This is a genomic window from Variovorax sp. GW823-FHT02B07, from assembly GCF_058797695.1.
On record NZ_JBXAJX010000002.1, the window covers coordinates 20,684 to 34,896 of the forward strand.

Consider the following 14,213-nt stretch of genomic DNA (forward strand, 5'->3'; position numbering starts at 1 on the left):
ATGATCAAGAAATTCATCGACAAGCTGCTCGGCAAGTCCGCCGGCAGCGCACAGGGCAAGAGCCGCTTCGGCAAGCGCCAGGAGGTGCCGGCAGAGGTTCACAAGATCGATCCCGCCCTGGTCGACGAACGCGCGAAGAACGTGGTCACCACGCTGCAGCAGGCCGGCTACGAGGCCTACGTGGTGGGCGGCGCGGTGCGCGACCTGCTGCTGGGCCTGCGCCCGAAAGACTTCGACGTGGCTACCAACGCCACGCCCGAGCAGGTCAAGTCGCTGTTCCGCCGCGCCTTCATCATCGGCCGGCGCTTTCGCATCGTGCACGTGGTGTACGGCCGCGGCCGCGAGCACGAGGTGATCGAGGTCTCGACCTTCCGCGCCTACATGGACAGCGCCGCCGCCGAGCAGGTGGCCGGCAATGAACGCACCAGCAAGGGCGAGCTCGCGAGCATGAAGCACGCCGTGGACGCCAGCGGTCGCGTGCTGCGCGACAACGTCTGGGGCCCGCAGGAAGAAGACGCGGCGCGCCGCGACTTCACCGTCAACGCCATGTACTACGACCCGGCCAACCAGGTCGTGGTCGACTATCACAACGGCATCAAGGACGCCCAGAAGCTCACGCTGCGCATGATCGGCGACCCGGTCACGCGCTACCGCGAAGACCCGGTGCGCATCATTCGCGCGATCCGCTTCTCGGCCAAGCTCGCAGCGCTCGGTTTCAAGATGGAAGCCAAGACCGCCGCGCCGCTCATCGAATCGAGCAAGCTGCTGGCCGACGTGCCGCAAAGCCGCATGTTCGACGAGATGCTCAAGCTGTTGCAGACCGGCCACGCCATCGCGACGGTCGAGCAGCTGCGCAAGCTGGGGCTCGCCACCGGCATCTATCCGCTGCTCGACGTGGTGGTGGAACGCGCCGACCAGCCCTTCGTGAAGGCCGCCCTGCAGGACACCGATCGCCGCGTCGGCGAAGGCAAGCCCGTGGCGCCCAGTTTCCTCCTGGCCTGCGTGCTGTGGGCCGACGTGCGCGACGGCTGGGCCCAGCGCCAGGAAGGCCGCCACGGCCAGCGCCCGCAGCCGCCGTTCCCGGCGCTGCAGGACGCCATCGATGACGTGTTCAATTCGCGCATCGGCGACGTGTCGGGCCGCGGCAAGCTGGCCGCCGACATGCGCGAGATCTGGATGATGCAGCCGCGCTTCGACAAGCGCACCGGCTCCACGCCCTACAGTCTGGTCGAGCAGGCGCGCTTCCGCGCGGCCTTCGACTTCATGCGCCTGCGTGCCGACGTGGGCGAGGTCGGTGAAGCCATCGCCGAGTGGTGGCAAGAGTTCAGCACCGCCGATGACCTGCGCCGCCAGGACCTGCTCGAACAGGTCCGCGAAGAACAGAAGGTGCGTCAGCGCGTGCGCCTGCGCGATCCGGCCGCTGCGCCCAAGCCGCGCAGCGAGCAGCCGGTGCGCCAGAAACAGGCCGCGACCGAATCGGACGACGGCGACGGACCCGACATCGAGGCCGACGCCGTGCCGCCGGATGGCGAAGCCGCCGCGCCGCGCAAGCGCAAGCGCCGGCGCAAGCCGCGCCCCGTGGGCGGCGGTAGCGGTGGTGGTGGCAGCGAGGGCGGCGGGAGCGCCGCAGGCGAATGAGCACGCCCGACCGGCCGAAGGACGGCAAGAAGAGCGCCCCGGCTGCCAAGGCCGCCAAGGGGGGCAAGCCCGCGCCGCGCGCCGGAGGCAAGCCGCCATCGGCCGCTAGCAAGAGCGGCCCGCCCGCGCGCCGCGTACCGACGAGTCGTCCACGCGGTCCGCGCGAGGACTACCCGACCGTGCAGGCCTTCGTCGCCATCGGCGCCAACCTGGGCGATGCCGAGGCGACCGTGAAGGAGGCCATGGCCGCCATCGGCGCGTTGCAACGCACCCAGGTCACGGCCCGCTCGTCGCTCTACCGCAGCGCGCCGGTCGATGCCGAAGGCCCCGACTTCATCAACGCCGTGGTGGCCGTGCGCACCGGGCTGGACGCGGAGCAACTGCTCATCGCGTTGCAGCGCCTGGAGACGCTGGCCGGCCGCGAGCGGCCCTTTCCCAATGCGCCGCGCACGCTCGACCTCGACCTGCTGATGCACGGCAATTCGGTGATCGAAAGCCCCACGCTGACCCTGCCGCACCCGCGCATGCGCGAGCGCGCCTTCGTGCTCAAGCCGCTGGCCGAGATTGCCCCCGACAAGGTGCCGCGCGCCGCGCTGGCACGCGTGACCGGCCAGGTCATCCAGAAAATCCGCTGACCCCTCGTGGGGGGGGCGGCCGCAACTGCCCGCTCTCGCCGGCGTTACCGCGTGCGTGCGGCTGGTCGTGGCACTGCAGCTGCCGGCCTGAGCGAGCCGGTCAAGCCGGGGCCGGAAGGTCGGCCCGACCGGTCGTTCCGGTCGCGCCCGTTAAACTCGGGAAGTTTTCACGAAGGCGTCATGAAATTGTGATTGGCGCGTCCCAGGAGTTTTTTCCATGTTCGGCAAGCTGCTGCCCCGAGAGGGCAATTTTTTTGAAATGTTCAACCAGCATGCCGAGCGCATCGTGGAGGCGGCGCGTGCGTTCGAGCAGCTCGTCACCCACTATGCGGACGTGCACCTGCGCGAACAGTACAACCGCGACGTCGACAACGCCGAGCGCGCCGCCGACCGCGTGACGCACGACGTCAACCGCCTGATCCACAAGACCTTCATCACGCCCATCGACCGCGAGCAGATCCACAAGCTCATCAACACGATGGACGACGTGGCCGACCTGATCCAGGACTCGGCCGAGACCATGGCGCTGTACGACGTGCGCCACATGACCGACGAGATCGTGCGCCTCACGGCCCTGAGCGTGAAGTGCTGCGACCGCCTCAAGGACGCCGTGAAGTACCTCGGCAAGATCGCCGATCCGGCCGTGGCCGAGGCCACGCTCAAGACCTGCGAGGAAATCGACCGCCTCGAATCCGACGCCGACCGCGTGATGCGCAGCGCCATGAGCAAGCTGTTCCGCGAAGAGCCGGACGTGCGCGAGGTCATCAAGCTCAAGGCGATCTACGAGCTGCTCGAGACGATCACCGACAAGTGCGAGGACGTGGCCAACGTGATCGAGGGCATCGTCCTCGAGAATTCCTGAGCGGGTAGCAGCCGATGACAACGGTGCAGGTCGCCCTCTGGGTGGTGGTGGTGCTGGTCGCGCTCGCGATCCTGTTCGACTTCATGAACGGCTTCCACGATGCCGCCAATTCGATCGCGACGGTGGTGTCCACCGGCGTGCTCAAGCCGGGGCAGGCCGTGGTGTTCGCGGCTTTCTTCAACCTGATCGCGATCTTCGTCTTCCACCTGAGCGTGGCGGCCACCGTGGGCAAGGGCATCGCCCAGCCCGGGGTGGTCGACGTGCACGTGGTGTTCGGGGCGCTCATCGGCGCCATCAGCTGGAACCTCGTCACCTGGTACTACGGCATCCCGAGCAGCTCGTCGCACGCGCTGATCGGTGGCATCGTGGGCGCCGTGATCGCCAAGACCGGCACCAGCGGCCTCGTGGCCTCCGGCATCTGGAAGACCGTGGCTTTCATCTTCGTGTCGCCGCTGCTGGGCTTCCTGCTGGGCTCGCTGATGATGATCGTGGTGGCCTGGGGCTTCCGGCGCGCCACGCCGTCGCGCGTGGACCGATGGTTCCGGCGATTGCAGCTGGTCTCGGCCGGTGCCTACAGCCTGGGCCACGGCGGCAACGACGCGCAGAAGACCATCGGCATCATCTGGATGCTGCTGATCGCCACCGGCTACGCCTCGGCCAGCGACGCAGTGCCGCCGACCTGGGTCATCGTGAGCTGCTACGCAGCCATTGCGCTGGGCACCATGTTCGGCGGCTGGCGCATCGTGAAGACCATGGGCCAGAAGATCACCAAGCTCAAGCCCGTGGGCGGCTTCTGCGCCGAGACCGGCGGGGCGCTGACCCTGTTCCTGGCCACCGCGCTGGGCATTCCGGTGTCGACCACGCACACCATCACGGGCGCCATCGTCGGCGTCGGTGCCACGCAGCGCGCCAGCGCGGTGCGCTGGGGTGTGGCGGGGAACATCGTCTGGGCCTGGGTCCTGACCATTCCCGCCTCGGCCTTCGTCGCGGCGATGGCTTACTGGTTCAGCTGGCAGATTTTCTGAAGCACTGAAGCGTCGGCGCCTCGTTCGCAGAGGCTGCCGCGCTTGATCCGGCTACTGCGAGATCTTTCGACCCTCTTCGATCTGGTGCTCGAAGTAGTGCTGGAAGCTGTACACGATGCTCGCCATCAGGATCGAGCTGCCGAAGAACAAAGACGCGACCACGGCGCCGATCGTGAGCCAGTTGGTCTGGCCCGGCGCGGCGTCGGGCGCTGCGCCAGCGTTGAAGCGGGCATTCCATTTCTCGGGCGTCATCAGGCCGTAGATGATCGCCATCAGCGCGCAGCCTGCGATCGTGAAGCCGAGCAGCGGGATCAGCGCCCAGCTCACGCCGTCGTCCACGCCGTACATGCGCAAGCGCTCGATGCCGTAGATGCCCAGCGCCGTGGGAATGGGCAGCAGCCAGCCGAGCCAGTCGCCCATGCCGCGCAGGTAGAAGCGATGCAGGCCCAGCGGGCCACCGAGGAAGGAGAGCCAGGCGGCGACGGTCTTGCTTTTCATTTTCTTCATCACATCATTCGGGTTTGGTGCGGCTGCCTTCGCCGAGTACTTTTTCCATCAGGACCACGTCGCGCCAGGCGTCGAACTTCCAGCCGCAGTCTTTCAGCACGCCCACGTGCGTGAAGCCCTGGCTGCGGTGCACGCCGACCGAGCCGGCGTTGGCCGAATCGCCGATCACCGCGATCAGCTTGCGCACGCCGGCCGCTTCGGCCGCCTGCGAGAGCGCCGCCAGCAGCTGCGCGCCTACGCCCTTGCCGCGCGCGGCCTCGGACATGTAGATCGAGTCTTCGGCCGAAAACCGGTAGGCCGGGCGGGGCTTGAACCAGTTGCAGTAGGCAAAACCCAACACTTCGCCGTTTTCTTCGGCCACGAGGTAGGGCAGGTTCTTGCCCAGCACGTCGGCGCGCCGGGCGGCCATGTCGGCCTCGGACGGGGGCTCGGTTTCGAAGGTGCCGGTGCCGTGCAGCACGTGGTGCGCATAGATGGCCGTGATGGCTGCGATGTCTTCGTCGCGGCTGGGGCGGAGGGTGAGGGTCATGCGGGTGAGGGCGGCGGCGCGGGGCCGGAATTCGGAGAAAAACCCGGGTCGGGCTATAATCATGGGCTTTTCAGCGTGCGCTGGCCGGGTGGCCATGTCGCGTGTCTCGACGCTGGAAGAACATCGTGAGCGGGCCTCTTTCTATTTGAACTGGCTCGCTGACCACCCAAGGATAAATCATGGTCGTCATTCGACTCTCCCGCGGCGGCTCCAAAGGCCGTCCGTTCTTCAACATCGTCGTGTCGGACAAGCGCGTTCGCCGCGATGGCCGTTTCATCGAGCGCCTGGGTTTCTACAACCCGACCGCCAAGGAAAACGAAGAAAGCATCCGCATCGCCCAGGACCGCCTCGCGTACTGGAAGAGCGTCGGTGCCCAGGCTTCGCCCACGGTGCTGCGCCTGATCAAGCAAGCCGCTGCCGCGGCCCCCAAGGCGGCCGCCTAAGCCGCCCGCACGGCGATGCTGCCCACACTCGAAGCCGCCGAACTGCCGGCGGATGCGATCGAGGTCGGACGCATCGCCGATGCCTGGGGCATCAAGGGCTGGTTCAAGGTCCTGCCCCACAGCGCCCAGCCCGAGGCGCTTTTTTCTTCCAAGCGCTGGTTTCTGCAGGCTCCCGGAGCCTCCACACCCGCCGCTTTCCGGCTCGCGGTCCGCGAAGCCAAAGAACATTCCGACTGCATCGTCGCCTCGTCCGAGGATGTGCCCGACCGCAATGCGGCCGAGGCGCTGCGCGGCGCGCGCGTGTTCGTGCCGCGCTCGAGCTTCCCGACCGCCGGCGACGACGAGTACTACTGGGTCGACCTGATCGGCCTGTCGGTCGTCAACCGCGAAGGCGTCGTGCTCGGCACGGTGCGCGAACTGCTCGCCACCGGCCCGCAGACCACGCTGGTGCTGACAGCCGAAGAAGACGGCAAGGCCATCGAGCGCATGGTGCCGTTCGTCTCGGTCTTCGTCGACAAGGTCGACCTGCCCGGCCGCCTCATCACGGTCGACTGGCAACCCGATTTCTGACCCGGGCCGCGCGCGCATGCGCTTCGACGTCCTCACGCTTTTTCCCGAACTGTTCGCGCCCTTCATGGCCAGCGGCGTGACGCGCCGCGCCTACGAATCGAAGCAGGTCGAGGTCGTGCTGTGGAATCCGCGCGATTTCGCCCAGGGCAATTACAAGCGCGTGGACGACCGGCCGTTCGGCGGCGGGCCCGGCATGGTGATGATGGCCGAGCCCCTGGCTGCCTGCCTCGATGCCGCGCTGGCGGCCCGTGGCGCACCGGCGCCGGTGGTGCTGTTCTCGCCCATCGGCGAGGCGCTGCGCCACGAGGCCGTCGAGCGCTGGTCGGCGAGCGAGGGTGCGGTGCTGGTCTGCGGACGCTACGAAGGCATCGACCAGCGCTTCATCGATGCGCGTGTCACCCACCAGGTCAGCCTCGGCGACTTCGTGCTGTCGGGCGGCGAGATCGCGGCCATGGCGCTGCTCGACGCCGTGGCCCGCCTGCAGCCCGGCGTGCTGGGCGACGAGGCCAGCCATGTGCAGGACAGCTTCAACCCGGCGCTCGACGGCCTGCTCGACTGCCCGCACTACACACGGCCCGAGCAGTGGAGCGGGCAGGGCGTTCCGGCGCCGCTGCTCTCGGGCCACCATGCGCAGATCGAGCGCTGGCGGCGCGACCAGCGCCTGGCCATCACGGCCGCGCGGCGCCCCGAGTTGATCGATGCCGCCCGGGCGGCAGGCAAGCTCAACAAGGCCGATGAGGCCGCGCTGAAAAAAAAGCTATAATCCGCAGTTCCCCGATCCTCTGTCCGGCCGCGCCCGGTTTCTTGGTGGTTCTTCCGCCAAAGCCCACGGCGCCTTTAGTGCAGCCCGAAACGATCGATATCCAGGAAATCATGAACCTCATCCAGACCCTCGAGCAGGAAGAAATTTCCCGTCTCGGCAAGACCATCCCCGATTTCATGCCCGGTGACACGGTCATCGTCAGCGTGAACGTCGTCGAAGGCAGCCGCAAGCGCGTGCAGGCCTACGAAGGCGTCGTGATCGCCAAGCGCAACCGTGGCCTCAACAGCGGCTTCACCGTGCGCAAGATCTCCAGCGGCGAAGGCGTGGAGCGTACGTTCCAGACCTACAGCCCTCTGATCGCCGGCATCGAAGTCAAGCGCCGCGGCGACGTGCGCCGTGCCAAGCTGTACTACCTGCGCGAGCGCAGCGGTCGTTCGGCACGCATCAAGGAAAAGCTGCCGGGCAAGTCGCAGAAGGCTGCGTCGGCCGCTTAATCAGCCGCCGTCCTTTCTGCTCAAAAAGCCGCCGCTCTGGCGGCTTTTTGCGTTGGCGCTGCGCTTCAAGACAGTTTTCCATTTTTACGCTCTACTCCTTTCATCCCGCCACAGGCCGCATCCTCTCTTGACCTCCTCCACTTCCGCCCCCACGTCCTCCGCCGTCGTCGAACCCGTCAATGCCGTGGTGCCGCCCGCGTTGCTGCAGATCGACCCGCGCCAGGCGCCCTTCGTGGACGGAAGCGACGGTCTGCCGGCGGTGGCCCCGGCGCAGCTGACAGCAACGGCCCTGCGCGCGCGCTTTGCCTCGCCGCCCGTGTGGACGCCCGAGCTGCGCCGCGAGCCCCGCATGACCGACCGCGTGCCCGCCCAGGCCGCCGTGCTGGTGCCGATCGTGCAGCGACCGCAAGGCGCGACCGTGCTGCTCACCGAGCGCACCACGCACCTGTCGACCCATTCGGGGCAGGTGGCCTTTCCCGGCGGGCGCGTCGACCCTGAAGACGCGAATATCCAAGCTGCCGCGCTGCGCGAAGCCTGGGAAGAGGTGGGCCTGTCGGCGCAGTTCATCGAGGTGCTCGGCACCTTGCCGACCTACACGACCGTCACGTCGTTCGTCGTGACCCCGGTGGTCGCGCTGGTGCAGCCCGACTTCGCGCTCGACATCAATCCCTTCGAAGTGGCCGAGGCCTTCGAGGTGCCGCTGGCCTGGCTGATGGACCCGGCCAACCACCGCCGTCACGCGGTCAGCGCCACCGATGGGGTCCGGCGCGAGTGGTACTCGATGCCGTACGTCGACGGGCCCCATGAGCGCTTCGTCTGGGGCGCCACGGCGGGCATGTTGCGCAACCTCTACCGCTTCCTCGCCGCCTGAGCCGGATCGGGCGCCACCTGGGGCCAAAACCTTCAGGTGCTCTCGCTATCATCGAAGGATGAGCTTCTTTGCCATCCTGTGCGCGTTGCTGATCGAGCAGGTGCGGCCGCTGGGCCCGCACAACCCCGTGTACGGCGGCGTCCTGGCGTGGACGCGCTGGACCAGCCGCAACTTCGATGCGGGCAAGCCGCACCACGGATGGATCGCCTGGGGGCTCGCGGTGTTCGTGCCCACGCTGCTGTCGCTGGGCGTGCATTGGCTGCTGGTGCTCACACTGGGCCTGCCGTTCGCCGTGCTGTGGAGCGTCGCGGTGCTCTACATGACGCTGGGCTTTCGCCAGTTCAGCCACCATTTCACCGACATCCGCGATGCGCTCGACGAGGGCGACGAGCCGCTCGCGCGCTCGCTGCTGGCGCACTGGCAGGGCGTCGATGCCGCCGAGCTGCCGCGCAGCGAAATCGTGCGCCATGTGATCGAGCATTCGGTCATTGCGGCGCACCGCCATGTCTTCGGCGTGCTGGCCTGGTTCTCGGTGCTCGCAGCCCTCGGCCTGGGGCCGGCGGGCGCGGTGTTCTATCGCATGAGCGAGTTCGTGGCGCGCTACTGGGCCCACAAGAACGGCGCGCCCGTGCAGCCTTCGAGCGTGGCGGTGCAGGACGCCGCCGAGCGCGCCTGGCATGCCGTCGACTGGCTGCCCGCGCGCATCACCGCGCTCGGCTTCGCCGTGGTCGGCAGCTTCGAAGAGGCCATCGACTGCTGGCGCAATGACGCGCGGCGCTTTCCCAACGAGAACGATGGCGTGATCCTCGCGGCCACGTCCGGCGCGGTGAACGTGCGTCTGGGCGGCGGCTCGCTGAGCCCGATCCCGGTGGCCGATCCGCTGCCGCGCGCGCAGGCCGGCGAATCGCCGAGCGTCGGCCGGCGCCTGGACAGCGGCAGCACGCCGGGTCGCGAGCCCGAGCCCGGCCACCTTCGCAGCGTGGTCGGCCTGGTCTGGCGATCGGTCGTGATGTGGATGGTGCTGCTGGCCTTGCTCACGCTCGCGCGGCTGCTGGGCTGAGGCCATGACCACGCCGTCCGCACCGGCCTTCTGGAGCCCGCGCATCGGCGCGCTCGAGCCTTACGTGCCCGGCGAGCAGCCGCGCATCGCCAACCTCGTCAAGCTCAACACCAACGAGAACCCGTACCCGCCGTCGCCGGACGCCATCGCGGCGATCCAGCGCGCGGCCGCCGACGGCCTCGAACGCTACCCCGACCCCACGTCGCTCGCGCTGCGCGAAGCCGTGGCGCGCCGCCACGGCCTGCAGGTGGGCGAAGTGTTCGCGGGCAACGGATCGGACGAAGTGCTCGCGCACGCGTTCTTCGCCTTCTTCCAGCAGGCGCAGCCGCTGCTGATGCCCGACGTGAGCTACAGCTTCTACAAGGTCTATGCCCAGCTCTACGGCATCGCCTGCGAGCAGTTGCCGGTCGATGAGGGCCTGCGCATCGACATCGATGCGTTCGTGGCGCGCGCACGGCAGGGCTGCGGCGGCATCGTCATCGCCAACCCGAACGCGCCGACCGGCATCGGCCAGCCGCTGGCGCGCATCGAGCAGCTGCTGGCGGCCTGCCCCGATCGCGTCGTGCTGGTCGACGAGGCGTATGTCGATTTCGGCGGCGAGAGCGCGCTGTCGCTGATCGGCCGCTATCCGAACCTGCTCGTGGTGCAGACGCTGTCCAAGTCGCGCTCGCTGGCCGGCCTGCGCGTCGGTTTCGCTTGTGGGCAGGCGCACCTGATCGACGCGCTCGTGCGGGTCAAGGACAGCTTCAATTCGTACCCCATCGACCGGCTGGCATCCGCCGGCGCCGTGGCCTCGCTCGACGACGAGGCGTGGTTCCGCAAGACACGCGACCAGGTCGTCGACACGCGCGAAGGCCTGACTCTGCAGCTCGAGGACCTGGGCTTCGAGGTGCTGCCGTCGCAGGCCAACTTCGTGTTCGCGCGCCACCCGCAGCGCGATGCGGCCGAACTGGCCGCCTTGCTGCGCGAGCGCGCGGTGCTGGTGCGGCATTTCAAGCAGCCGCGCATCGCGCAGTACCTGCGCATCAGCATCGGCACGCGGGATCAGTGCAGCGCGCTCGTTCAGTGCCTGCAGGACATCCTGGCCTGACACCCCGAGGCAAGCCCATGTCGACCCTTCACGCCGATCCGCGCGCCGTTGGCTGCACATCGTTCTGGCAAGCCTTGAGCGACAGGCTCGAGAGTCTGCATGCCTTGTCGGGCCACGCGCTGGTGGAGGCGCTGAACGCGCTGCTGCAGCCCTTCTTTCCGAACCTGGCCGCCGAAGTGCTGGGCGACCCGCCGGCTTTCACGCTCGTGCTGACAGCGCACGGCGCCGAAGACGATTTCGAAGACCTCATGGCGCTGGTGCGCAGCGCGCCGGCGTTGCCCCAGGTCGAGGTGGAGGCCTTCCGGCAGCGCATGCGCGAAGGTTTCAGCATGCGCATGAACGACTTCGAACTCGCCTGCTCGGACGTTCTCGTGAAGCACGAGCCCTACAGGGGGCGGGTGGCGCTGGAGATCGGCTTTGCCAAGCCCATTCCGATGGACATGCAGGACCACGCGCGCCACATGAGCCTGATCATGCTCGACCACATCCTGGGCGAGTACGACTTCGCCGTGAAGGTCGGGCCGGTCGATCACGTCGAGGCGGATGCGCAAGCGGATTTCGATGGCGTGCCGCTCGATGACTTCGTGCCTCTGTTCGACGCATGTTGGCGCGAGGATCTGGGCCACACCGGCGTGTTTCCCGCAGGCGAGCACGGCTGGTCCGGCCTGACGGCCACGCGCACCGCCGAGGACGGCAGCGAGGTCGAGGCGGTCGTGATGCGAAACGACGCCGCGAACGCACTGCTCGGGCGTGCCGACCTGGGCCATCGGCTCTCGGCCGCCATCCCCGTCGAATCGGGCGAGGAACTGGACGAGGCCCGTGCTTACGAAGACCGACTGACCGCGCTGCTGCAGACGCACGGCGAAGGCTGCTGCACGCACATCGTGCTGGAGGAGGGCGTTCGCACCGTGCACTTCCATGTGGCCGATCCGCAGGCGGCCATCGTGCATGCGCAATCGGTGCAAGAGGCGTTGGAATTGCCAGTGACCCTCGACCTGGTCTTCGACCCGACTTGGAAGTCGTACCGCACCTGGCTGGCCTGAGCGCGGCCGGGCCCCCGGTGCGGCGTCAGTAGCGTGTCTGGCTCAGCTCTGCGAACAGCTCGCCGTAGATCTTGTAGCGCGAGGCGCTGATCGGTCCGGGTTGCGTCGCCGTTTCGACGTTCGAGATCACGCCGCAGCCGGGTTCGTGCAGATGGGTGCAGTTGTAGAACTTGCAGTCGCCCGTGTGCTCGGCGATGTCGGGCATGAGGCCGGCGAGCTGCATCGGCTCGATGTGGTTCAGGCCGAATTCCTGGAAGCCGGGCGAGTCGATCAGGCCGGTGGTGCGGGCCTCGTCGATCCAGTACCAGGTGGTGCTGGTGGTCGTGTGCTTGCCTGAATTGAGGGCCTGCGAAATCTCTTGCGTCAGCACGCTCGCGCCGGGCACCAGCAGGTTGGTGAGCGTGCTCTTGCCCGAGCCCGACGGGCCGAGCACCAGCGTCGACTTGCCTGCCAGCAGCTTCATCAGCGAGGCGTAGTCCGCCTCGCCCGAGGCCTTGAGCGACAGCGGCAGCACGCCGTGGTGCATGCGGCGGTAGGGCGCCAGCTTCGCCCAGGCGCGCGCAAAGGGTTCGACGAGGTCGCTCTTGTTGAGCGCGATGATGGGCGTGATGCGCTCGGCCTCGGCAGCGATCAGCGCGCGCGCCAGCTGGTGTTCGGAAAACTCCGGCTCGGCCGCGATCAGGATCAGCACATGGTCGAGGTTGGCCGCGAACGACTTGGTGCGGATCTCGTCCTGCCGGTAGAAGAGGTTGCGCCGCGGCAGCACCTCTTCGATGGTGCCTTCGTCTTCGGTGGCCTGCCAGCGCACGCGGTCGCCGACCACGGCCTGGCTCTTCTTGCCGCGCGGATGGCAGATCAGCCGCTCGCCCGTGGGCGTTTCGACGAGGCAGTGACGCCCGTGGCTGGCGACGACGAGGCCGTCGTGGTGCGCCTTCCCCGTGTTGTGCGCAGCGGGGGTGAAGGCGGCGCGGCCCGGCTTAGCCACAGGCGCGTGTCCTCATGCGGCGGGGCTCGCAACCAGCGCGTCGGCCTGCCGAGCGCAATCGAAATCGGTGATCGACAGACCGTTCACGTCGTGCGTGTTGAAGCGCACCACGCAGCGGTTGTAGTGCACCGACAGGTCGGGGTGGTGGTCCTGCGTGTGGGCCACCATGGCCAGTGCATTCACGAAGGCGATGGTCTCGAAGTAGTTCGCGAAGGTGAAGGTCTTCTCGATCGCGACATCGGCGCCGTCGCCGGTGAGCTTCCAGCCGTCGAGCTGGGCCAGGCCCGAGACGATCTCGGTGGCGCTCAGGGCCTTGCGGGCCGGGAGGTTTTTCCAGTCCTTGGGTTTGAACATGCTGCTCATGAGGGGCTTCGCTGAAAAGGTGGGTCGAGGGTCACGCCGCGGTCATGCGCGCAAGGCGCTCGGAGGCGGGCGGGTGGGAGTAGTAGAACTTGACGAACACCGGGTCGGGCGTGAGCGTCGAGGCGTTGTCCTGGTAGAGCTTGAGCAGGGCGGCCGACAGGTCGGCGCCGCTGGTCTGCGCCACGGCGTAGGCGTCGGCCTCGAACTCGTGCTTGCGCGACAGGCGCGCCGGCAGCGGGGCGACGAAGAAGCTGAACACCGGCACGGCCAGCATGAACAGCAGCAGCGCCAGCGCGTTGTTGGGCGCGGCCGGCGACAGGTTGGGCTGCACGCCCAGGCCGGCGTAGAACCAGACCTGCGTCGAGACCCAGCCCAGCAACGCAAAGCCGGCCAGGCTCAGCGCGAACATCGCGATGAGCCGCTTCACGATGTGGCGGTGCTTGAAGTGGCCGAGTTCGTGCGCGAGCACGGCCTCGACTTCGCCGGCGTTGAGCTGGCGCAGCAGCGTGTCGTAGAACACCACGCGCTTGCTGGCGCCGAAGCCGGTGAAGTAGGCATTGGCGTGCGCGCTGCGCGTGCTGCCGTCCATCACGAACAGGCCCTTGGCCGCGAAGCCGCAGCGCTTCATGAGCGCCGTGACGCGCGCCTTGAGCGTGGGGTCGTCCAGCGGCTTGAACTTGTTGAACAGCGGCGCGATGAAGGTCGGGTAGATCAGCATCAGCAGCAGGTTGAAGCCCATCCACGCGCCCCAGGCCCAGAGCCACCAGAGTGTGCCGGCCGCACCCATGAGCCACAGGATGAGTGCCGCGATCGGCAGCCCGATCAGCGCGCCGAGCAGCGTCGACTTGACGGTGTCGGTGAGCCAGAGCTTCCAGGTCATCTTGTTGAAGCCGAAGCGCTCCTCGAGCCGGAAGGTCTGCCACAGCGTGAACGGCAGCTCCAGCAGCCCGCCAATGACGGCAAAGGCCGCCAGCAGCGCCAGTTGCTGCACCATGCCGCCGCCCAGCCACACCAGCAGCAGCTTGTTCAGCAGGTCGAGCCCGCCGAGCAGCGTCCAGCCCAGCAGCAGGGCGGCGCCCCAGGCCATTTCGACGAGCCCGAAGCGCGCCTTGGCGATCGTGTAGTCGGCCGCCTTCTGGTGGGCGGCCAGCGTGATGGTGCTGGCGAAGGCGGCCGGCACGGCGCCGCGGTGGCGCGCCACGTGGCGCACCTGGCGGGTGGCCAGCCAGAACTTCACGAGCAGGCCCGCCACGAGCGCCGCCGCGAAGGCAAGGGTGAAGATGAGCGAATAAGACATCATGAAGCGGCGAGTTTAGTCCCCGGTATATCGGGGTG

General features: G+C 68.0%; 17 protein-coding genes. 12 read left to right on the forward strand and 5 right to left on the reverse strand.

Annotated elements, in window-relative coordinates; all coding sequences use genetic code 11:
- The 4 genes from pcnB (at window position 1) to AC1RGU_RS11265 (ending at window position 4,160) form a co-directional block, all read left to right on the forward strand.
- On the forward strand, window positions 1-1,638 hold the full coding sequence (pcnB, locus tag AC1RGU_RS11250) for a polynucleotide adenylyltransferase PcnB (RefSeq protein WP_492700007.1): 1,638 nt from the start codon (window positions 1-3) through the stop codon (window positions 1,636-1,638).
- Complete coding sequence (gene folK, locus AC1RGU_RS11255) at window positions 1,635-2,273, forward strand: 2-amino-4-hydroxy-6-hydroxymethyldihydropteridine diphosphokinase (RefSeq protein WP_492700005.1); 639 nt, start codon at window positions 1,635-1,637, stop codon at window positions 2,271-2,273. Before pcnB ends, folK begins: the two co-directional genes overlap by 4 nt.
- Window positions 2,274-2,490: 217 nt before the next feature.
- Window positions 2,491-3,135, forward strand: a complete 645-nt coding sequence (locus AC1RGU_RS11260; protein WP_056571891.1) for a DUF47 domain-containing protein — start codon at window positions 2,491-2,493, stop codon at window positions 3,133-3,135.
- 14 nt (window positions 3,136-3,149) lie between these two features.
- Entirely contained in the window at window positions 3,150-4,160 is a 1,011-nt protein-coding gene (locus AC1RGU_RS11265; protein ID WP_062475084.1) for an inorganic phosphate transporter, read from the forward strand.
- 51 nt (window positions 4,161-4,211) lie between these two features.
- Here AC1RGU_RS11265 and AC1RGU_RS11270 read toward each other — a convergent pair whose 3' ends face one another.
- Both AC1RGU_RS11270 and AC1RGU_RS11275 read right to left on the reverse strand, forming a co-directional pair.
- Window positions 4,212-4,658 (reverse strand): TM2 domain-containing protein, encoded by a 447-nt coding sequence (locus AC1RGU_RS11270; RefSeq protein ID WP_070062592.1) that lies wholly within the window; start codon window positions 4,656-4,658, stop codon window positions 4,212-4,214.
- Window positions 4,659-4,671: 13 nt separating this feature from the next.
- On the reverse strand, window positions 4,672-5,196 hold the full coding sequence (locus tag AC1RGU_RS11275) for a GNAT family N-acetyltransferase (RefSeq protein WP_139701981.1): 525 nt from the start codon (window positions 5,194-5,196) through the stop codon (window positions 4,672-4,674).
- Window positions 5,197-5,375: 179 nt separating this feature from the next.
- Between AC1RGU_RS11275 and rpsP the strand changes: the two genes are divergently transcribed.
- The 8 genes from rpsP (at window position 5,376) to AC1RGU_RS11315 (ending at window position 11,530) form a co-directional block, all read left to right on the forward strand.
- On the forward strand, window positions 5,376-5,639 hold the full coding sequence (rpsP, locus tag AC1RGU_RS11280) for a 30S ribosomal protein S16 (protein WP_007831311.1): 264 nt from the start codon (window positions 5,376-5,378) through the stop codon (window positions 5,637-5,639).
- A gap of 15 nt (window positions 5,640-5,654) precedes the next feature.
- Window positions 5,655-6,209, forward strand: coding sequence for a ribosome maturation factor RimM (rimM, locus tag AC1RGU_RS11285; protein ID WP_095950554.1), 555 nt, complete (start codon window positions 5,655-5,657; stop codon window positions 6,207-6,209).
- Between the two features lie 16 nt (window positions 6,210-6,225).
- Complete coding sequence (trmD, locus tag AC1RGU_RS11290) at window positions 6,226-6,972, forward strand: tRNA (guanosine(37)-N1)-methyltransferase TrmD (RefSeq protein WP_307694758.1); 747 nt, start codon at window positions 6,226-6,228, stop codon at window positions 6,970-6,972.
- A gap of 110 nt (window positions 6,973-7,082) precedes the next feature.
- Window positions 7,083-7,466 (forward strand): 50S ribosomal protein L19, encoded by a 384-nt coding sequence (gene rplS, locus AC1RGU_RS11295; RefSeq protein ID WP_056572437.1) that lies wholly within the window; start codon window positions 7,083-7,085, stop codon window positions 7,464-7,466.
- Between the two features lie 127 nt (window positions 7,467-7,593).
- Window positions 7,594-8,337, forward strand: coding sequence for a CoA pyrophosphatase (locus tag AC1RGU_RS11300; protein ID WP_492700002.1), 744 nt, complete (start codon window positions 7,594-7,596; stop codon window positions 8,335-8,337).
- Between the two features lie 58 nt (window positions 8,338-8,395).
- Window positions 8,396-9,397 carry a CobD/CbiB family protein gene (locus AC1RGU_RS11305; protein WP_062475069.1) on the forward strand — a complete coding sequence of 334 codons (1,002 nt, stop codon included), beginning with the start codon at window positions 8,396-8,398 and terminating at the stop codon, window positions 9,395-9,397.
- Window positions 9,398-9,401: 4 nt separating this feature from the next.
- Window positions 9,402-10,487, forward strand: coding sequence for a histidinol-phosphate transaminase (gene hisC, locus AC1RGU_RS11310; RefSeq protein ID WP_492700000.1), 1,086 nt, complete (start codon window positions 9,402-9,404; stop codon window positions 10,485-10,487).
- A gap of 17 nt (window positions 10,488-10,504) precedes the next feature.
- A complete protein-coding gene (locus AC1RGU_RS11315; RefSeq protein WP_492699998.1) occupies window positions 10,505-11,530 on the forward strand; it encodes a hypothetical protein in 1,026 nt (341 codons plus the stop codon).
- A gap of 25 nt (window positions 11,531-11,555) precedes the next feature.
- Here AC1RGU_RS11315 and rsgA read toward each other — a convergent pair whose 3' ends face one another.
- Genes rsgA through AC1RGU_RS11330 form a run of 3 tightly spaced genes read right to left on the reverse strand, consistent with a single transcriptional unit; the run spans window position 11,556 to window position 14,175 of the window.
- Complete coding sequence (gene rsgA, locus AC1RGU_RS11320) at window positions 11,556-12,515, reverse strand: ribosome small subunit-dependent GTPase A (RefSeq protein ID WP_083259283.1); 960 nt, start codon at window positions 12,513-12,515, stop codon at window positions 11,556-11,558.
- 12 nt (window positions 12,516-12,527) lie between these two features.
- A complete protein-coding gene (locus AC1RGU_RS11325) occupies window positions 12,528-12,878 on the reverse strand; it encodes a 4a-hydroxytetrahydrobiopterin dehydratase (protein ID WP_062475054.1) in 351 nt (116 codons plus the stop codon).
- Between the two features lie 31 nt (window positions 12,879-12,909).
- Window positions 12,910-14,175, reverse strand: coding sequence for a M48 family metallopeptidase (locus AC1RGU_RS11330; protein WP_492699995.1), 1,266 nt, complete (start codon window positions 14,173-14,175; stop codon window positions 12,910-12,912).
- Window positions 14,176-14,213 lie beyond the last annotated feature (38 nt).

Coding starts and splice junctions, on each gene's coding strand:
- pcnB (WP_492700007.1), top strand. CDS start 1: ATGATCAAGAAATTCATCGACAAGCTGCTCGGCAAGTCCGCCGGCAGC.
- folK (WP_492700005.1), top strand. CDS start 1,635: ATGAGCACGCCCGACCGGCCGAAGGACGGCAAGAAGAGCGCCCCGGCT.
- AC1RGU_RS11260 (WP_056571891.1), top strand. CDS start 2,491: ATGTTCGGCAAGCTGCTGCCCCGAGAGGGCAATTTTTTTGAAATGTTC.
- AC1RGU_RS11265 (WP_062475084.1), top strand. CDS start 3,150: ATGACAACGGTGCAGGTCGCCCTCTGGGTGGTGGTGGTGCTGGTCGCG.
- AC1RGU_RS11270 (WP_070062592.1), bottom strand. CDS start 4,658: ATGAAAAGCAAGACCGTCGCCGCCTGGCTCTCCTTCCTCGGTGGCCCG.
- AC1RGU_RS11275 (WP_139701981.1), bottom strand. CDS start 5,196: ATGACCCTCACCCTCCGCCCCAGCCGCGACGAAGACATCGCAGCCATC.
- rpsP (WP_007831311.1), top strand. CDS start 5,376: ATGGTCGTCATTCGACTCTCCCGCGGCGGCTCCAAAGGCCGTCCGTTC.
- rimM (WP_095950554.1), top strand. CDS start 5,655: ATGCTGCCCACACTCGAAGCCGCCGAACTGCCGGCGGATGCGATCGAG.
- trmD (WP_307694758.1), top strand. CDS start 6,226: ATGCGCTTCGACGTCCTCACGCTTTTTCCCGAACTGTTCGCGCCCTTC.
- rplS (WP_056572437.1), top strand. CDS start 7,083: ATGAACCTCATCCAGACCCTCGAGCAGGAAGAAATTTCCCGTCTCGGC.
- AC1RGU_RS11305 (WP_062475069.1), top strand. CDS start 8,396: ATGAGCTTCTTTGCCATCCTGTGCGCGTTGCTGATCGAGCAGGTGCGG.
- hisC (WP_492700000.1), top strand. CDS start 9,402: ATGACCACGCCGTCCGCACCGGCCTTCTGGAGCCCGCGCATCGGCGCG.
- AC1RGU_RS11315 (WP_492699998.1), top strand. CDS start 10,505: ATGTCGACCCTTCACGCCGATCCGCGCGCCGTTGGCTGCACATCGTTC.
- AC1RGU_RS11325 (WP_062475054.1), bottom strand. CDS start 12,878: ATGAGCAGCATGTTCAAACCCAAGGACTGGAAAAACCTCCCGGCCCGC.
- AC1RGU_RS11330 (WP_492699995.1), bottom strand. CDS start 14,175: ATGTCTTATTCGCTCATCTTCACCCTTGCCTTCGCGGCGGCGCTCGTG.